The organism is Frankia sp. CpI1-P (assembly GCF_001421075.1).
GTDB lineage: Bacteria > Actinomycetota > Actinomycetes > Frankiales > Frankiaceae > Frankia > Frankia torreyi.
In genome coordinates this window covers 1-18,369 of the sequence record NZ_LJJX01000059.1, presented here as the reverse complement: position 1 = coordinate 18,369, position 18,369 = coordinate 1, and the positions used below count along the sequence as shown (strand labels likewise).

Genomic DNA, 18,369 nt, shown 5'->3' with positions numbered 1-18,369 from the left:
CCGCTCCATGGTCATCGACGCGCCCTCCCCTGATCCGACCAGTACGGCCCCGCCGCCACCCACCGCCGAGCCCGTACCTGCCCAGACCCACCCCGATCCGACCAGCGCCGCCCCTGACCGGCAGGCCCCGAACCTGCAGGCCCCCACTCTGCAGCCCCCGAACCTGCAAGCGCCGGGTCTGCAGACCCCGAACCTGCAGACCCCGAACCTGCAGGCCGCGGTGCTGCAGGCGGGGTATCGCAGCGGTCGGCTGCGGGTGACCGAGGTGATCGCCGCCGTCTACGACCGGATCGAGGCCCGTGGGGACGACGCGGTGTGGATTTCGAGATTCCCCCGGTCGCAGGCACTGNCCCGGGCCGCAGCCCTGGACGCGCAACGGGATGCCCTGTTCGGGCCACCCCCGGCTCCCACCGCCCCCATGGCCCCCGCGGGCAGCACGGGTAGCGCGACCGGGCCTGACCATGACCCGGACGGGCTGGGGGGCGCGACACCGGACCTGCCTGCCCTGTTCGGGCTGCCCTTCGCCGTCAAGGACAACATCGACGTCGCCGGCCTCCCAACCACGGCCGGCTGCCCGGGCTTCGCCTACGAGCCGACCGAGGATGCCCCGGCCGTCAGCGCACTGCTCGCCGCCGGGGCCATCTGCGTGGGCAAGACGAACCTCGACCAGTTCGCGACCGGCCTGTCCGGGGCGCGCTCGCCCTACGGCACGCCGGTGTCGCCGTTCGACCCCACCCTGATCGCCGGCGGGTCGAGTTCCGGCTCCGGCGTCGCGGTCGCGGTCGGCCTCGTGACCTTCGCGGTCGGTACCGACACCGCGGGCTCCGGCCGGGTGCCGGCGGCGCTGACCAACGTCGTCGGGCTCAAGCCCTCCCGCGGCCTGGTGAGCACCCGCGGACTGGTCCCGGCCTGCCGGTCGTTGGACTGCCTGAGTGTCTTCGCCCTCAGCGTGCCGGATGCGCGCCTGGCCCTGTCGGTCATGAACGGCTACGACGCCGCCGACCCCTACTCGCGCCGGCTGCCCCTCATGCCCCCGGCGGACGACGCGCCGGCCCCGGACGCAGCCCCGGCGGCCTCGTTGTTCCCGCCCGAGCAGGGGGCGTCCGGGAATAACGATCATCCGCCGCGTCCCCCACACGGGCTACGGGTCGGGGTGGCCAGGCCGGAGCAGCTCACCTTCTTCGGCGATCGGGGGGCCCGAGCGGTCTACGACGACGGGCTGCGGCTGATCCGCGGCGTCGGCGCGCGGACCGGCGAGATCGATCTGGGACCGTTCCTGGCGGCGGGGGCGCTGCTGTACGGCGGGCCCTGGCTGGCGGAGCGGTTCGCCTCGGTGGGAGAGTTCGTGACCGCCCGGCCGGACGAGGTGCATCCGGTCGTCCGCACCGTGCTCGAGCCGGGCGCGTCGATCACCGGGGTGGAGACGTTCCGGGGTCTGACCCACCTGCGCGCCNTGCGCCGCCAGGCCGACGAGATCTGGCGGGACATCGACGTGCTGGTCCTGCCGACCGTGCCCACGACCTACCCGGTCGAGGCCGTCCAGGCCGACCCGATCGGCCTGAACGCCAGGCTCGGGCGGTACACCACCTTCGTCAACCTGCTCGATCTGGCCNCCGTCGCGGTTCCGGTCGGCTTCGCCGACGGACTCCCGCACGGGCTGACCCTCATCGCCCCCGCGGGCCGGGACGAGTTTCTCGTGGACCTCGCGGCGCGCCTGCACGCCAGGACGGGCCTGCCGGTCGGCGCCACCGGCCACGCCCTGGCCCGGTCGGGCCCCGCCGGCCGGCCGGGCACACCAGCCGGCTTTCTCGACCTCGCCGTGGTCGGCGCGCACATGAGTGGGCTGCCACTGAACGGCGAGCTGACCCGGCTCGGCGCGGTACTGCTGCGTCACGACCGCACCCTGCCCCGATACCGGCTCTACGCCCTGCCGGGCCCGCAGCCGCGCCGTCCCGGCCTGCTACGGGTGCACACCGGCGGCGCGGCGATCGACGCCGAGGTGTGGCGGCTGCCGCTGGCCGCAGCCGGCGGCTTCCTGCTCGAGGTGCCGTCTCCGCTGGCGATCGGAACCCTCGACCTCGCCGGCGGCCCCACCCTGGGCTTCCTGTGCGAGTCGGCGGCGGTGAACGGCGCGCTGGACATCACCGCCCTCNGCGGCTGGCGGTCGTATCTGGCCCGACCCCAGACGGAGACAGCACCCTCACAGGTACCGTAGGGGGGTACTGGTCGTCGTGGGGGAAGGTGCTGCGGATGCACGGCTACACCAACGCCAAGGACGAGTACACCGCCCGGTTGCGCCGGATCGAGGGGCAGGTCCGCGGCCTGCAACGCATGATCGCCGAGGACAAGTACTGCATCGACATCCTGACCCAGGTCTCGGCCGCGACCCGGGCCCTGCAGTCGGTCGCCCTCGGTCTGCTGGAGGACCATCTCGCGCACTGCGTGGCCCACGCCGCGGCGGAGGGCGGCCCCGTCGCCGACGAGAAGCTCCGGGAGGCGTCCGCCGCGATCGCCCGGCTCATCCGCTCCTGACGTACTCCCCCGTCCGACCCGCCCGACCGTGAGCCAGAGCATCCACGCCGGCACCCCCGCGAAGGCCCGCGCCAGGTACCTGCCGGCCCGGGGCTGACCCCCNCAGCCCCCGCCGGGCCACTTCCCCCACCGGTCACCCGGTCGGCTGGCCGCGATCACCCAACGCATCCACCAGGTTCGACAGCGCGGGCAGGGCGGTGAGGATGGCCGTCCGGTCAGCCTCGACCAGCCGGGCCAGGGCCGCGCCGAGGCGTCGCTCATGGGCACGCTGCCAGCCGGCCAGGGCCGCCGCCCCGGCCGGGGTGAGCCGCAGCAGCGCCGCCCGCCGATCCGCCGGGTCGCGCTCCCGGTGCAGGTAGCCGGCGTCAGCGAGCTGCTGCACCAGCGTCGAGACGCTGTTCGGAGCGAGTCGCAGACGCCCGGCGAGCTCACCGACGCGGGTGCCGTCGGCCTCGGCCAGGCATTGCAGGAGCTCGACCTGCGCCATCGGCAGGGCCTCCCACGAGTACTCGGTACGGATGCTTGTCCGCAGCACCCGGCGCAGCCGGGTGACGACCTCGGTGAGTCGGCGCACGTCCCAGTCGGGGCCGGTGACGGCTTCGCCGGCCGTCGACGAAGGGAGGACGGTCGAGCCGTCGGCGACGCCGGGCTCGGGAGAACGTCCGGTCATCGGATCTGCGGCGTGGCGACCCCGCCGTTCGCGGTGGGGAGGAAACGCCGCTCCATCATGGTTGGCATTGTTGTTGTCCGTTCCACGCCGACGACACCACCGGTACCCGGGGCCTCGATCCCGCAGGTTACGCCCCGCGGTGACGGCAGCGGCGCATCGCGACCGTAGATCGGCCCACACCGGGACCCGTGGTAGGCACGAGGTAGCGTCGGCGAGGTGACGGACGCCGTCCCACCGGCCACGGCTGCCGGCCGCGCGGGCGGGCCCGCCGCGCCGCCGGACGCGGGGGCGTCCCTGTCGCCGGGCGTCGGCATGGTGGATCCGGCGGCGCGCTCGGAGCGGATCTGGCTGGACGAACGGTCCTGGGTCGACGTCACTCGCGGTTGGCTGCGCGGCGCGGACGAGCTGCACGAGGCGATGCGCTCGGGCCTGCCCTGGCGGCAGGGCGCCATGTGGCGCTACGAGCGCCAGGTCACCGAGCCGCGGTTGACCGCGTGGGTCCCTCGCGGCGCGCCGGTGCCCTTCCCCGCTCTGCTGGAGGCCTACCGGACGCTGCGGCGCGTCTACGGAGTGGAGTTCGACGGGTTCGGCATGTCCCTGTACCGGGACGGCTCCGACGGCGTCGGCTTCCACCGCGACCGCGAGATGCGCTGGCTGGACGACACGATNATCGCGATCCTCACCCTCGGTGCGCGGCGGCCGTTCCTGGTGAAGTCGCGCCACCTGCCGCCGGGCCGGCGGCTGCTCAACGACCCGCAGGCACCGGGCGGGCGTGACCTGTCCCCCGCCGGCGGGGATCTGATCGTGCTGGGCGGGCGCGCCCAGGCTGACTGGCTGCATGCGGTACCGCGGGTGCAGGGGCACGTCGGCGCCCGCATCTCCGTGCAGTGGCGCTGGACCTCCCGGGCCGGCCGGCCCGAGCAGGGGCCCGGCTACGGCGCGGCCCGCCACTTCGACCGTTAGCCGTGCCCGCGCCACCGTCCGGCGGGGTCAGTCGCACGGCGGAGTCCGTCGCAGGGTGGAGTCCGTCGCACGGCGGAGTCCGTCGCAGGGCGGAGTCAGTCGCAGGGCGGGTCGTAGCGACGGTGACCGAGCTGGCTGCGCCACTGTTCGCGGCTGATGCGGTCTCCGATCCGGGCGCACACCTCGTCCTGGGCCGCGAGCAGATCGAGCTGCCAGAGCCGGACGCCATCCCCGACCGCGGCCGCGAGGGTGCCGGCGGGCCCGGCGAGGCCGAGGGCGGTCACGCCGGTGGTGGCGCCGGCCGGCAGGGTGCCCCGGCGCACCGGCTGGGGCGCCGAGGACACGTCCCACAGCGTGATCTGACCGGCCGCGCCGCCGACGGCGAGCACCCGGCCGTCCGCGGACAGCGCAAGAGCCCCGGGCGGGTCCGCCGCGGCGCTCGGAGCTGGTCCGGGAGCAGGAGCTGGTCCGGGGGCGATGGACGCCAGCCGGCGCAGACCCCGCGGATCGCCAAGCCCGAAGATCTCCGTCTGGGTGCCGCGGGTGGTCGTGGTGGTCGCCGCGAACCAGCGGCCACCCGGGCTGACGACGATCGCCCGGACGTCGGCCGCGGCGGTGCGCTCCGCGCGGCTTCGCGGGTTCCGCGGATCGGTGACGTCCCACACCGCGAGGCGACCCGGGCCGCCGAGCACGAGTGAACGCCCGTCCGGGGTGAAGGCCAGGCTGGTGACGGCCGACGGTCGGGTCAGCACGACGAGGGCACGCGGCGAGCGTGGGCGGCTGACGTCCCACAACCGGACCGTCCGATCCGCCCCCGCCGAGGCGAGCATCCGGCCGTCCGCGCTGACCGCGACGGCCGTCCCGGCGCCGGCGTGACCGCGCAGGTCCGCCAGCGGCGCGACCTCGGCCGCGGCGGTGCGCACCTGGTCCAGCGCGCCGTCGCCCACCAGCCGTGGCGGGATGAGCTGCCACAGCCGGATCACGCCGTCCGCCCCGGCCGTCACCACGGTCTGCGGTACCGGGGCGGTGGCGGACGCGGATGGGCGCGGCACGATCGTGACGGCACGCAGCGCCGGCCCGGCCGACCGCGGGGCGCTGTCGGCGGTCTCGGTCACGCGCGAGGCGTCGACCGTCCCGGCGCCACCGGCGGCGGCCACGCCGGCCGGGGTGAGCTCCGCGGCGCTGAAACCGCGCCGGGTGCCGCCGGCGGAACGGCTGCCGGAGCCGGCGGCGAGCTGTGCACGGCCGGCGGCGTTCGCCGCGCTGTCCGCGGTCAGGTCGCCGACCCGGCGTACCCGCGTGGAATCGGCGATGTCCCAGACGGATCCGCCGGCATCGCCGACCGCGATCAGGTACCGGCCGTCCGAGGTGACCCGCAGGCCACGGATGGTTCCGGTCGACGCGACGATCTGCCGGACGCTCGCCTCGGCCAGGGCCTGGGCGGCCAGCGCGGTCGGCTCGAGCCGGTACGCGGCGACGGCAAGCTGCCCGGCGAGGTTCGGCTCCCGGTCGAGCAGGCTGATCGCGGCCGCGGCGGCACCGCGGGACGTCGCCGCGCCGCCGCGGTCGCGCACGGTGCCCAGGATCGCGAACGCCGGGATGACCAGCAGCGACGTCGCCGCGCCGAGCGACAGCGCGCGCCGTAGCCACCCGCGGTCCGGTCGACCCGGGTGCGGCGCCGCGACCGCCGGCTCCTCCCGGTCCCCGCCGGTCCCGGTGGTCTCCGTGGTGCCGGTGGTCTCCGTGATCCGGGTGGTCTCCGTGATCCCGGTGGTCTCCNTGACGGCGACGTCGCCCTCCCGGGGCGATCTGTCCGCCCCGGNCGGCCGGGCGGCGGTCGGCACGTCTCCCGTGCGGGCCGGGCGGGCGTCCGCCAGCTGCCGGATAGACGGGGACGACGCGCGCAGGGCCTGCTGGGGTATCGGCGTCCGCTGGCGCGGGGCCGGGGTGGGGGTGTCCGGTCCGGGCTCTGTCACGACCGCGGGCAGCGCCGGCCGGTCCTCGCCGGGCGGGTCGTCGCCGCTCACGCGTCGGGGCAGCGAGGCACCGGGCAGCGGGACCGTCTCGTCCCCGGACGGCTGCCCGGAACCGACCTGTGGGGATAAGGAGGTCGGGCCGGCCCCGGTCGCGGCCAGCGGAGATGTCGCCGCGACGGGCGACGCGTTCGCGGGGTGCGACGACATCCCCGCCCGCGAGACCGTCGCACCAGGCGAGATCTCGCTGCCGGCGGGCTCGGACTCCACCGCCGGCTCGGGCTCCACCGCCGGCTCGGGCTTCGCTTCGGACTCGGCACCAGGCTCCGGCTCGGGCTCCGGCTCGGGCTCAGGGTCGGACTCAACCTGCGGGGCCGCCTCCGCCCTGGGCTCAACCCGCGGGTCCGCCTCCGCCTCGGGCGCTGCCGCCGGCCGCCGATGATCGTCGGCGACCGATGCGGCGGCGGGTAGCGGACCGGCGGTCACCGTCGTCTCCCGGGCTGTCGCCGCGACGGCGTCGGCAGCGTCGTCGGGGAGTCCCATCACGCCGTGTTCGGCGACAGTCCGCGGGTCGTCCTCGGGAGCACTCACCATGAGGTGCTCGAGCAGGTCGACGGCGCGGGGCCGGCGTTTGGGGTCCTTGCGCATCGCGGCAGAGACCAGGTCGCGCAGATCGGGATCGAGCATCGACACATCGGGCTCGGCGTAGACGGCACGCTGGAGCAGAGCACGCGGCGTGCCCGCGCCGAACGGAGGTCGGCCGGTCGCGGCGAACAGCAGTACGCCGCCCCAGGTGAAGATGTCGGACGCGGCGGTCACCGCCTGGCCCAGAGCCTGTTCCGGACTGATGAACGCGAGCGTCCCGACGCCGGACGAGGAAGTGCCCGAATTGTCGGCGGAGACCACGTTCAACACTCGGGCGAGACCAAAGTCGACCAACCGCAACCCTCGCCCAGAAAGCACCACATTGGTCGGTTTCAAATCGCCGAAGACAATTCCTTCGCCATGGAGCTCGGACAGCGCTGCGGCAAGCCCCACGGCGAGCCGGGCGGTGTCGGCCGAGTGCAACGGACCGTCGTCCTCGACGCTGGCGGCGAGAGTCGGCGCGTCGATGTACTCGACGACCACGTAGGGGGGCCGGGCCAGCGTATCCAGGTCCAGGATCGCGGCGAGGCAGAACGGGGCCAGCCCCCGCAGATGATCAAGATCGGTGCGCAGCCGGCGACGGAACTCCGTGTCCCGCGCGAACGGCGCCGTGATCAGCTTGATGAGGACGGGCCGCGCGAGATTGTTACGGGCAAGAAACACCGGTCCGGTCCCGGCATCGACCAGCTTCCGTTCAACCGTATACGGACCGATAGTCCTGGGATCTAGCCCGGCAAGAGGCTGGGGAGTGCGCCGGGCAATCGCCATACGACGAAACCTCCTACGGCTGCACAAACCGGCTGGGCGGGCACGCCGGCGGATCTGGTCGACAAAAGCATGCTATCGGCGCGGAGCGAGGGCGGGGACAACATCCATTCNATCGCGGCGCAGTGTCAGCCGGGACACAGGGAAATGAGCGGTCCGGAACGGGCGGTCCGGTGCGACTGGGGGCCGATCTGGCGCTGGTCGGCGTCGCCAGCGCGACGAAGCGTGAGACGTCGGCAACGGATCGGAGCCTCCGCCCGTGTCCGTCACCCGCCCGCGACGACGGCGTGATGTGACCGACACAACGGACCGCCACGCGCCAGTGGTCCCCCAGGCGGGCACCCGCGCTACCCCGGGCCACCCGCCCCGACCGGCACTCCGACCGACCAGCACTCCGACCGACCGGCACCGCCAGGCGACCAGCACCGCCGTCCGACCGACGCCTCGGGTCACCCCACACCACAGCTCGACCCGGCGCCCCGACCCGCTCACCCGCAACCGCGGCGAACCAGACGGACGGCTGCGCGGGCGTTCAGGTGTTGTTCGAGCGCGCGAAGGGCTGCAGCCGGGCGACCAGACCGCGCACCTCGGCTCCGGCCGCGGCGATCGTCTCCTCGGCGGAACTCCCGCCCCCGCCTTCCAGCAGGACATCGAGCGCGATGAGCCGCTCGGCGACCTCCGTCATCAGGTCGAAGTCCCGGACCCGCTGATGAACCAGCTCGGACAGCCGCTCGTTCTTCTCGAACAGCTCCACGAACACACTGACCTTGGCCCGCAGCAACCACGGGTCGAACGGCTTCGCAATGTAGTCGACCGCACCGACAGNGTAACCGCGGAACGCGTGGTGCGGCTCCCGATCGATCGCCGTGAGAAAGATGATCGGGGTGTCTCGGGTGCGCCCGCGCTGCTTGATCCGATGCGCTGTCTCGAATCCGTCCATCCCAGGCATCTGCACGTCCAGAAGGATCACGGCGAAGTCGTCGACGAGAAGGCGTTTGAGCGCCTCCTCACCCGACGACGCCGTGACAAGATCCTGATCCAGCGAGGCGAGAATCGCCTCCAGCGCCATGAGATTGTCGGCCCGATCGTCAACCAGCAGGATCTTGCTGCGGGGTCGTTCCGCGGCCGGCCCGCCTTCGCCGTCGACGGAACCGCCGCTCCGCTCGGTCACCCGCCCGCCTCCTCCTTCGCGATCGCCTTGCCGGTCCATGGTGGGAGTCGCCACCCCACCACCATCGCTGATCGCTCCCGACGGCATCTCACCGCCCCACCGATAGACACCCGAATGCGCACCATACGCGATCTGATCAATACAGATACGACCGCATCACCCCGAGGAGGTGGTCGAGATCCACCGGCTTGGTGATGTAGTCCGTGGCGCCGGCGGTGATGCTCTTCTCCCGGTCCCCGGGCATGGCCTTCGCGGTCAGCACCAGTATCGGCAGGTCGGCGAAGGCGGGCATGTCCCGGATCATCGAGGTCGTTTCGTTGCCGTCCATGNCGGGGAGCATGACGTCCATCAGCACGAGGTGCACCGGCGCGGTGTCCTGCTGGAGGGTGCGGATCGCATCGTGGCCGTTGTCGGCGTAGAGGACCCGCATTCCGTACATCTCCAGGGCGCTTGTGAGCGCGAACACGTTGCGCACGTCGTCGTCCACGACCAGGACCGTCGTGCCGACCAGCGGGTCGGAGTCGTCGATGTCCCCCGCGGGCAGCCGGCCGCCGGTGTCGGCCGGTTCCGTCAGGAACGGGGTGCCCACCGCGGAATCGCCCGGCCGCCAGTCCGTGGTGTAGGCGGTCGCGGCCGGTGGCGAGACCCGGTTCTCGGCCGGACCGGCAGGAGCCGCGTCCCCGCCTGCCCCGCCTGGGACGCTCGCCGCGCCAGAGCCGTTGGCGGCGCCGGAGCCGTTGGCTCCGCCTGAGCCGTTGACAGCAGCGGAACCGTTGGCGGCGCCCGAGCCCGGGCCGGATCCGCCGACGGCGGTGGGCGCCGGCGTGGGCGCGCCGCCGCGCTGGCCGGCGACTCCGCCGATCCGGTCGGCGACCCCGTTGCGCCAGCCCTGCGCGGCCGGCGAGCCGGCCAGGGCCGCCCTCGTCGACTCGTTCTGGCCCCAGCCACCGTCCGCCGCGCCGACGATCATCAGAACGTCGTCGGGCTCCCCCGGCGTGACCCCGAAGGCCGGCATCTGCGCGAGCGGGACCGCCGGCAGGTAGAGGGTGAAGGTGCTGCCGTGCCCGACCGCGCTGGACACCGCGATCGAGCCGCCGAGCAGGCGAGCGATCTCCTTGCTGATGGACAGGCCGAGCCCGGTGCCGCCGTAGCGGCGCGAGGTGGTGCCGTCCGCCTGCTGGAACGCCTCGAAGATCATGCGCAGCTTCTCGGCGGCGATCCCGATCCCCGTGTCGCTGACGGCGAAGGACAGCACCGTGCCGGCCGAGCGCAGGTGCGACGCCAGGTGCGGGAGGTCGGGACGAGCGAGGGTGACGTCGAGGCGGACGGTGCCGCTGTCGGTGAACTTCACCGAGTTGGACAGCAGGTTCTTGAGCACCTGCTGCAGGCGCTGCTCGTCGGTGACGAACTCGGCCGGCACGTCGGCGGCGAGGTTGACCTCGAACGCCAGCCCCTTCTCGTCGGCGACGGGGCCGAAGACCCCGGCGACGGCGTCGCACAGGGCCGCGGTGCGCACGGTGGTCGCGTCGACGTCCATCTTGCCGGCCTCGNCCTTCGACAGGTCGAGGATGTCGTTGATCAGGCCGAGCAGTTCGGAGCCGGCGGAGTGGATCGTCTCGGCGAAGTCGATCTGCTTGCGGGACAGGTTGCGGTCGGGGTTGTCGGCGAGCAGCTTGGCGAGGATGAGCAGGCTGTTCAGCGGCGTGCGCAGCTCGTGGCTCATGTTCGCCAGGAACTCCGTCTTGTACTGCGAGGACAGCGCGAGCTGCTCGGCCTTCTCCTCCAGGCCGATGCGGGCCAGCTCGATCTCGTGGTTCTTGTCCTCCAGCAGCGCCGCCTTCTCCTCCAGCTCGTTGTTGGTGNGCTGCAGCTCGACCGACTGCGACCGCAGCTCCTGGGTGAGCCGCTGCGACTGGGCGAGCAGCTCCTCCGTCCGCGCGTTCGCCATGATCGTGTTGAGGACGACGCCGATGGTGTCGACGAGCTGGTCGACCAGGGTCAGGTGCAGCTCGGAGAACGGCGTGAACGAGGCCAGCTCGATGACGCCGAGCACCTGGTTCTCGAAGACGACCGGGACGACGACGAGGTCGCACGGTGGCGCCTCGCCCAGCCCGCTGCGGATGTTGAGGTAGCCGGCGGGCACGTGCTCGACCCGGATCCGGTTGCGCTCCAGCGCCGCCTGGCCGATCAGGCCCTCGCCGAACAGGAACGTGCCGTCCGAGCGGCGCCGGGGCACCGAGCCGTAGCCGGCGACGTANCGCAGCTTGTCGCCCTCGATGAAGTCGAGCAGGTAGACGGTGCCCTGCTGGGCGTTGACCGCCGGGGTCATCTCGCTGATGATCATCTGGCAGACCGCGTAGAGGTCGCGCTGGCCCTGCATCTTGCTGCCGATGCGGGCCAGGTTCGACTTCAGCCAGTCCTGCTGTGCGTTGAGCTCGGTGGTCTCCCGCAGCCGGGCGATCATCTGGTTGATGTTGTCCTTGAGCTCGGCGACCTCCCCCTCGGCCTCCACCGAGATGGACCTGGTCAGGTCGCCGCGGGTGACGGCGGTGGACACGTCGCCGATCGCGCGGAGCTGGATGGTCAGCGTGGAGGCGAGCTGGTTGACGTTGTCGGTGAGGTCCTTCCAGGTCCCGGCCACCCCGGCGACCGTGGCCTGGCCGCCGAGCTTGCCCTCCACGCCGACCTCCCGGCCCACCCGGGTGATCTCCGCGGCGAACGAGGAGAGCTGGTCGACCATCGTGTTGACGGTGTCCTTGAGCTCGGCGATCTCGCCCTGCGCGGTGACGGTGATCTTCTGCGACAGGTCGCCGCGGGCCACCGCCGTGGTGACCAGGGCGATGTTGCGGACCTGGCTGGTCAGGTTGCCCGCCATCGAGTTCACCGACTCGGTCAGGTCCCGCCACACCCCCGAGACCCCGCGCACGTGCGCCTGCCCACCCAGCGCGCCCTCGGTGCCGACCTCGCGGGCCACCCGGGTGACCTCGTCGGCGAACGAGGACAACTGGTCCACCATCGTGTTCAGGGTGTCCTTGAGCTCCAGGATCTCGCCCTGGGCGGCAACGGTGATCTTCTGGGACAGGTCGCCGCGCGCGACCGCGGTGGCGACCAGGGCGATGTTGCGGACCTGGCTGGTCAGGTTGCCCGCCATCGAGTTCACCGACTCGGTCAGGTCCCGCCACACCCCCGAGACCCCGCGCACGTGCGCCTGCCCACCCAGGTTGCCCTCGGTGCCGACCTCCCAGGCGACCCGGGTCACCTCGTCGGCGAACGACGACAGCTGGTCGACCATCGTGTTCAGGGTGTGGGCGAGGCCCGCGACCTCGCCGCGGGCGTCGACGGTGATCTGCCGGGTCAGGTCGCCCCGGGCCACCGCCGCCGCCACCTCGGCGATGCTGCGGACCTGGGTGGTGAGGTTGCCGGCCATGACGTTGACCGAGTCGGTGAGGTCCCGCCAGACGCCGGAGACGCCCTTGACCTGCGCCTGGCCGCCCAGCTTGCCCTCGGTGCCGACCTCCTTGGCCATCCGGGTGACCTCGTCGGCGAACGCGGAGAGCTGGTCGACCATCGTGTTCACGGTCGACTTCAGCTCGTGGATCTCGCCGCGGGCGTCGACGGTGATCTTCTGGCTGAGGTCGCCCTGCGCGACCGCGGTGGTCACCTGGGCGATGTTGCGGACCTGGCTGGTCAGGTTGCCCGCCATCGAGTTCACCGACTCGGTCAGGTCCCGCCAGACCCCGGAGACGTCCTTGACCTTGGCCTGCCCGCCCAGGTTGCCCTCGGTACCGACCTCGCGGGCCACCCGGGTCACCTCATCGGCGAACGACGAGAGCTGGTCCACCATCGTGTTCACCGTGGTGCCGATCCGCAGGAACTCCCCGCGCACCGGCTGGCCGGCGATCTCCAGCGCCATGTGCTGGGACAGGTCCCCCTCGGCCACCGCGGCGATGACGCGCGCGACCTCGTGGGTCGGGCGGGCCAGGTCGTCGATGAGGGAGTTCGCTGCCTGGGTCATGTCCGACCAGCCGCCGGGGCTGCCCTGGTCCTCCATCCGCAGGGTGAGCCGCCCGTCGCGGCGGATCACCTTGCTGACCCGGGCCAGCTCGCCGGCATGGCGCTCCTGGATGGCGGCCAGCTCGTCGAACTTGCGCACCACGTCGCCGGCATACCCCTCCCGGGCCGGCAGGCGGGTGGCGAAGTCGCCCTCGCACAACCNGGTCAGACCGTGCAGGAGATCGGCGATCAGCTCATCCGACGAGGTGCGCGATGTCCGGGTCTCGTCCACGTCGCGGGTCGCATGAGGGACGATGGTCGCGATAGCGTCACCGCCGGGTGCAACGGGATCACGGCGAGCCGGGGCCTGCTGGTCGTCAGTGGAACTCATCGGTCTCCTACCTGAGCTCGGTCGGCACGATCGTCTCGGACGACGGGCCGGGCGGAGGAGCCCGGGCCAGGGGCGGTCTCCTCGGGGCACCGGCGTGGGCGGGCGTCGGTGGACAGGTGACACCAGCCGCCAGTATCCGCCTCACGATGGACAACGCAGGAGAGACTGAGCGACATGAATGGCGTAGGAGGGGGTCCGACGACGCCGACGCAGGCCATCACGCTGCCGCCGACGCCCGATTCCCCTCGGTCCGCGCGGCGCTTCGTGCTCGAGACGCTGCACGGCCGGCTCGACGACGACCTGCTCGACTCCGCGCTCCTGCTGGTCACCGAGCTGGTCACCAACGTCGTCGTGCACGCGGGCACCGCGGCCACCGTCGACGTCCGCCAGGAGGGCGACGGCGTTCGCGTCGGCGTCGCCGACCGGCACCCGGTGCGCATCGGCATGGCGCGGGTGAAGAAGGTGGACGTGCCGCGCCCGCCGTCGGCGTTCCCCGAGGAGGCCGACTTCGGCCTCGACGGGCTGCGCGAGGACGGCCGCGGCCTCGCCCTCGTCGACGCGCTCGCGACGAGCTGGGGCACCGAGCACCGTCCCGGCGGCAAGACCGTCTGGTTCCGGCTCGGTTCCGCGGACGTCCCGCAGGAGGACTCCACCGCCGACGACGAGGCGGTGATCGTGCCGGCCCAGATGCGCCCGGCACGGCTCATCGCCCGCGACACCGCGCGCGCCCTGACCGCCGAGGGCGAGGTGAACGAGCTTCTCGCGCAGCTCGTCGACGCCCTGACCGTGACCGCCGGGCTGGTGCGACGCCCCGGCCGCGACGGCGGCCGGGTCGAGACCGTGGCCACCCTTGGCGTCGTCGGCGAGGCCGACGAGGCGGTGGCGTTCCCGCTGGACCCGACCCAGTCGAGCCTCGGCGAGCTGCTGCTGTGGCCGGCGCCCGGGGCAGGCCCGGCCGGGCTCGACGTCGACCGCATCCGGCTGGCGACCCGGTGGATGGCGCTGGCCCTCGGCGGCGGCGACATGCGCCGCGCCGAGGAGCGCCGGATCGGGATGCTGTCGTTCCTCGCCGAGGCGTCCGACCTGCTCGCCGGCAGCCTCGACCTCGGCCATTCGCTGGCCCTGCTGGCCCGGCTGCCGGTCCCCCGACTCGCCCAGTGGTGCGCGGTCTACCTGCATCGGGAGAACGCCGATCCGGCGCTGTGGTCGGCCGCCCACGCCGAGGAGAACATGGCCGGCGCGCTGAGCACGGCGGCGGCCGACCCGGGCGGGGTGCTGATGGCCGCGGTGCGCTCCGCGAGCGGCGACCGGGTGCACTCGCTGACCGCGTTCGGCGGCCCGACCCTGGTGATGGTGCTCAAGGCCCGCCGCCGGGTGCTCGGGGTGCTCGCCCTCGGGCGCCCGGAGGGCAACGCGTTCGCCGCCGACGAGATCGACCTGCTCGCCGACCTCGCCCGCCGGGCCGCGTTCGCCATCGACAACGCCCGCCTCTACAGCCGCCAGGTGGAGCTCGCCGGCACGTTGCAGGCCGGGCTGCGCCCGCCGGACCTGCCGATGATCGAAGGACTCGATCTCGGCTCCGCCTACGGCGCCGCGCAGTCGGCCGGTCTGGACGTCGGCGGGGACTTCTTCGACCTGCTGTGGGGCCCGCTGGGCTGGACGATCGCCATCGGCGACGTCTGTGGCAAGGGCGCCGAGGCCGCGACGGTCACCGGGGTGGCCCGCGCCGTCCTGCGGCTGCTCACCGGGCGCGGCACCGACCTCGGCGAGGTACTGCTCGAACTGAACCGGACACTGCGTGACGCCGCCTCCTCGCACCCCAACGGTCAGGGCCGGTTCTGCACCCTGGCCGCGGCGTCGATCACGGGCCCCGCGAGCCTGCCCGGCGGGGGCCCGGCCGGGGACGCGCAGGCCGCCGGAATCCGGCTGCGGCTGTTCCTCGCCGGGCACCCCCAGCCGGTGGTGCTGCATGCCGACGGGCACGCCTCGCTCGTCGGCCGGCCCGGCACCCTGCTCGGCGTGCTCGACGACGACGAGGTCTCCTTCCCCGGCATCGACGTCACCCTCGGCGCCGGCGAGTCGCTGGTCTTCTACACCGACGGGGTGATCGAGGCCCGCGACGGCCGCGACCTGCTCGGCGAGGATCGGCTGCTGGCGGCGGTCGCCGGGTGCGCGGGGCTGTCGGCGCAGGGCATCGCCGACCGGGTGCTCGCCGCGGCCGAGCGCTTCGCCGGCGGCAACCTGCGCGACGACGTCGCGATCCTGGTCGCGCGGGTACCCGGCTGACCGGCCCCGGGTGGTGGCGACGGCCGTCACGTCCCCCCGCGACGAAGCCGGTCGGCGGCCATAAACGCAGGTCCGGCGTCCACAGCAAGATCGAATGCCGAGTGGGCATCGCCCCAAGGGGTGCGATCCGGATTCCGAGGCTTCAATCGGCCCTGAGCGGGTACACGATGAGCGATGTCCTCGTTGTTCAGGCTTGGTGGTAGATGAGCGCGTCTTCGGTTCCGATGGACGTGGTTCGGCAGGCGACCTCGCGTTGCCCACCCGCGACCCACATACTCGCCGAGCTTCCCTATCTGCCCTCGGCCGTTCCCCAGGCCCGTCGGGTCCTGCGGGAGGGCATGCGGATGGCGCAGCTCCCCGAGGACGTCCGCAGCACCGCCGAGCTGCTCGTCAGCGAGCTCGTGACCAACGCCGTCAAGTACGGCCAGCCACCGTTGTGGCTGCTCATCGAGATGCGCCCCGGGCTGATCCACGCTTCCGTCTCGGACACCTCGACCGTCCTGCCGCAGCGGCGCACGGCCGCGCCCGACGCCGAGGGCGGCCGCGGCCTGCTCGTCCTCGACGCCCTCGCCGGAAGCTGGGGGACGGTCATGGCGGAGTCGGGCAAGTACCTCTGGTTCGACCTGCCGGTGCCGCACGAGCCCGCCCCCGCCGGCGACGGCGAGGCCACGGCGACGGCCTCCCGCGACGGCGACCGCACCCCGGCGTCCGCCGGCACCTCGGACCCGACGGATTCCACCCGGGTCGCCGCGGGACACCCGCACCAGGGGCGTTCCGATGGACCCGCCTCGCCGTCCACGCAACCGCCGTCCACGCCACCGCCGTCCACGCCACCGCCGGACAAGGCTGCGCCCCCCGCCGCGCCGCGGGCCGCCCTGGTGTCTTCCGGCCTGCGCGCCGACGGGCCGACGGCGACGCCCGCGGCATCCACGACCTCCGCCATCTCCCAGCGGCGGTCCCGCCCCGGTTCGGGCAGGATCCGGCCGGCCATCTCCGGGCCGGGCGTCCCCCGATCGGACGACGGCCAGCCCGACACCAGGATCATCACCCGACTGTTCTGAGGCCCCGGGGCCGCCGCCCATGGAAGCGCGCAGGCGCCGGGCCGGCGCGACTCACTCCGTCGACAGCGCCGACGGCCTGGTGACCCGGGTGACCTTCTCGTAACGATCCAGTGTCACGATCTTGACCACGTCGCCGGTGTGCGGGGCGTGCAGAACCTGGTTGCCGCCAAGGTAGATGCCCACATGCCCCGGATTCGAGGGGGTTCCGTCCGATCCCGCGGCGAACAGCAGGTCCCCCGGCTGCCAGGCCGACAACGGCATCAGCGCGATGCTCGGACCGGAGGCGTCGACCTGGTCGTAGGTCGTGCGGGGCAGTCTGACCCCGGCCGCGGCGTAGGCCGCCTGGACGAGCGAGGAACAGTCCCAGGCATCCGGCCCGTTCGCGCCGAGCACGTAGGGATCACCAAGCTCACCGCGCGCGAAGGCGATCGCGGCCGCGGCCGCCTCGGTCGCCGGTCCGATCGGGGCGCTCGCGCTGCTGAGCGCCGCGGTCATGCCGGGCACGGCGGCGAGGATCGACTCGACGTAGCTCTGGGTCTCCGAAAAGGGCGGAACGCCCTGGTAGGCACGCACAGCGCCCGGGCCGGCGTTGTAGGCGGCGAGCATGAGCCGTACCGGGTCCCCGGGCACATCCGCGACCGCGGCGGCCACCGAGCAGTCGTAGGCGGCCGCAGACGGGATCGCGTCGGCGGGATTGAGAATGTCGGCCCGGCCGTCCCCGTCCCCGTCCCGGCCGTGGCTGGCCCAGGTGCCGGGCAGGAACTGCGCGATGCCGAGGGCGCCGACCGGTGATCGAGCACCGGGCCGGAAGCCGGACTCCTGCTTGAGCTGGGCGGCGAGCAGACCGGGACTGAGGGTGGCGCAGGTCTGACCGGCACTGAGGATCGCGCCCACGTAGGCGCCGGGGATCGTCCCGGCGTCCGCGTACTGGCCGGTTGCGCCGCCGGAGTCCCCGGAGATCGCCCCGCCGAAGATCGCGACAAAGCCCACGACCAGCACCATCGCCGATCCGGCGAGGATGGCCGCCAGCGGTGGCGTCGATGCTCCCTGCGCCGGCATGGTCTCGACCGCCATCGCCCGGGATCCACCCCCTCATCACGAGTCAGGACGACTTGATGCTGATCGCGGTGAAGACTCTGCTGCTTAATTCGGGGTTTGGGTTGCGAGTTGGTGGCTGAGGCGGGTGAGTCTGCTGGTGCGGGGTGTGAAGGCCGGTTGGTCGGGGTTCCCGTGGGCGTCGAGGCGGATGATGTTGACCGCGGTGGCGGAGAAGGCGTGTTGGAGGCGGGTCTTGGGTAGGCCGCAGTAGCGGGCGTAGCGCAGGCCGGTGACATCGAGGGCCTGGTTGATCGTGCCCTCGATCCCGGCGCGCAGCGCGTACCGGGTCTTCCAGGTGTCCGTGGCCTGTTCGGCGCGGGCGGCGGTGAGGGTCTCGTGGAGTTCTTGGGGGCGCAGGCTGAGGTAGCGGGTGCCACGCGCCGCGGTGGTGCACTCGGTGCGGGTGGGGCAGGGGTGGCAGTCGGTGTGGGCGAACTGCACGACGATGGCGTCCCGGTCGTGCTGGCGGACGGGGTACCAGCCGGTGCTGGTGTGGCCTTGCGGGCAGCGGGCCTGGCGGGCTTTCCAGTTGATCCGGAACGCGGCCTTGTCGAAGCCGGCGCCGGCTCTGGCCTGGGGTGAGTGGTCGAGNAGGGCGGGGGTGACCATGGTGATGCCGCGGGTGGCGGCGTCGTGGATCAGGTCGGCGGAGNAGTAGCCGGCGTCGAGGTAGTGCTCGGCGGGGGCGAGGCCACGCTCGGCGAGGGCGGCCTGGACGGGCAGGGTGGCCTTCACGTCGGGGACGGTCGCCTGGGTGGTGAGAACGTCCGTGATCAGCCGTAACGGCAACGCTTCGGCTTCGGCTTCGGCTTCGGCTTCGG

General features: G+C 73.1%; 9 protein-coding genes and 14 pseudogenes. 9 read left to right on the top strand and 14 right to left on the bottom strand.

Annotation, left to right across the window (positions count from 1 at the left end):
- Positions 1-7: 7 nt before the first annotated feature.
- The 5 genes and pseudogenes from FF86_RS58245 to FF86_RS26470 all read left to right on the top strand — a co-directional run.
- Positions 8-349, top strand: a pseudogene (locus FF86_RS58245) (allophanate hydrolase); the annotation flags it as partial.
- A 1-nt stretch (position 350) separates the two neighbouring features.
- Positions 351-1,453: pseudogene (locus FF86_RS58240) on the top strand (amidase family protein); the annotation flags it as partial.
- 1 nt (position 1,454) lies between these two features.
- Positions 1,455-1,612 (top strand): annotated as a pseudogene (locus FF86_RS58235) (allophanate hydrolase); the annotation flags it as partial.
- A gap of 1 nt (position 1,613) precedes the next feature.
- Positions 1,614-2,152 (top strand): annotated as a pseudogene (locus FF86_RS58230) (allophanate hydrolase); the annotation flags it as partial.
- A 98-nt stretch (positions 2,153-2,250) separates the two neighbouring features.
- Entirely contained in the window at positions 2,251-2,532 is a 282-nt protein-coding gene (locus tag FF86_RS26470; RefSeq protein ID WP_044887872.1) for a metal-sensitive transcriptional regulator, read from the top strand.
- Between the two features lie 133 nt (positions 2,533-2,665).
- On the opposite strand, the gene FF86_RS26465 is transcribed toward FF86_RS26470, so the two are convergent.
- Positions 2,666-3,202 carry a MarR family winged helix-turn-helix transcriptional regulator gene (locus FF86_RS26465; protein ID WP_044887850.1) on the bottom strand — a complete coding sequence of 179 codons (537 nt, stop codon included), beginning with the start codon at positions 3,200-3,202 and terminating at the stop codon, positions 2,666-2,668.
- 312 nt (positions 3,203-3,514) lie between these two features.
- On the opposite strand from FF86_RS26465, the pseudogene FF86_RS58225 reads away from it, so the two are divergent.
- Positions 3,515-3,870: pseudogene (locus FF86_RS58225) on the top strand (DNA repair protein); the annotation flags it as partial.
- A gap of 1 nt (position 3,871) precedes the next feature.
- A pseudogene (locus FF86_RS58220) lies at positions 3,872-4,165 on the top strand (DNA repair protein); the annotation flags it as partial.
- Between the two features lie 95 nt (positions 4,166-4,260).
- Here FF86_RS58220 and FF86_RS58215 read toward each other — a convergent pair.
- The 9 genes and pseudogenes from FF86_RS58215 to FF86_RS58175 form a co-directional block, all read right to left on the bottom strand.
- A complete protein-coding gene (locus tag FF86_RS58215) occupies positions 4,261-5,088 on the bottom strand; it encodes a WD40 repeat domain-containing protein (RefSeq protein WP_236705486.1) in 828 nt (275 codons plus the stop codon).
- A 900-nt stretch (positions 5,089-5,988) separates the two neighbouring features.
- The coding region (locus tag FF86_RS58210; protein WP_396230103.1) for a protein kinase domain-containing protein at positions 5,989-7,551 on the bottom strand (1,563 nt) is incomplete at its 3' end.
- A 529-nt stretch (positions 7,552-8,080) separates the two neighbouring features.
- Positions 8,081-8,373: pseudogene (locus FF86_RS58205) on the bottom strand (response regulator); the annotation flags it as partial.
- A gap of 1 nt (position 8,374) precedes the next feature.
- Positions 8,375-8,719: PleD family two-component system response regulator (locus FF86_RS58200; RefSeq protein WP_242419667.1), on the bottom strand; the 345-nt coding region annotated here is incomplete at its 3' end.
- A gap of 136 nt (positions 8,720-8,855) precedes the next feature.
- Positions 8,856-9,048: pseudogene (locus FF86_RS58195) on the bottom strand (response regulator); the annotation flags it as partial.
- 1 nt (position 9,049) lies between these two features.
- Positions 9,050-10,269: pseudogene (locus tag FF86_RS58190) on the bottom strand (ATP-binding protein); the annotation flags it as partial.
- A gap of 1 nt (position 10,270) precedes the next feature.
- Positions 10,271-10,581 (bottom strand): annotated as a pseudogene (locus FF86_RS58185) (sensor histidine kinase); the annotation flags it as partial.
- Position 10,582: 1 nt separating this feature from the next.
- A pseudogene (locus FF86_RS58180) lies at positions 10,583-10,976 on the bottom strand (GAF domain-containing protein); the annotation flags it as partial.
- A 1-nt stretch (position 10,977) separates the two neighbouring features.
- Positions 10,978-12,934: pseudogene (locus FF86_RS58175) on the bottom strand (HAMP domain-containing protein); the annotation flags it as partial.
- A 343-nt stretch (positions 12,935-13,277) separates the two neighbouring features.
- Here FF86_RS58175 and FF86_RS26440 point away from each other — a divergent pair.
- Both FF86_RS26440 and FF86_RS26435 read left to right on the top strand, forming a co-directional pair.
- Positions 13,278-15,389, top strand: coding sequence for a SpoIIE family protein phosphatase (locus FF86_RS26440; protein WP_044887847.1), 2,112 nt, complete (start codon positions 13,278-13,280; stop codon positions 15,387-15,389).
- Between the two features lie 203 nt (positions 15,390-15,592).
- Positions 15,593-16,450: an ATP-binding protein gene (locus tag FF86_RS26435; RefSeq protein WP_055406246.1), complete on the top strand. Its 858-nt coding sequence runs from the start codon at positions 15,593-15,595 to the stop codon at positions 16,448-16,450.
- Between the two features lie 51 nt (positions 16,451-16,501).
- Here the strand turns inward: FF86_RS26435 and FF86_RS26430 are convergent, their stop codons facing one another.
- The 4 genes and pseudogenes from FF86_RS26430 to FF86_RS68495 all read right to left on the bottom strand — a co-directional run.
- Complete coding sequence (locus tag FF86_RS26430; protein WP_052681450.1) at positions 16,502-17,524, bottom strand: bifunctional lytic transglycosylase/C40 family peptidase; 1,023 nt, start codon at positions 17,522-17,524, stop codon at positions 16,502-16,504.
- Between the two features lie 69 nt (positions 17,525-17,593).
- Positions 17,594-18,139: pseudogene (locus FF86_RS68505) on the bottom strand (transposase); the annotation flags it as partial.
- A 1-nt stretch (position 18,140) separates the two neighbouring features.
- A pseudogene (locus FF86_RS68500) lies at positions 18,141-18,200 on the bottom strand (hypothetical protein); the annotation flags it as partial.
- A gap of 1 nt (position 18,201) precedes the next feature.
- Positions 18,202-18,337 (bottom strand): hypothetical protein (locus tag FF86_RS68495; RefSeq protein ID WP_396230107.1); only part of this gene is annotated, 136 nt, incomplete at its 3' end.
- Positions 18,338-18,369 lie beyond the last annotated feature (32 nt).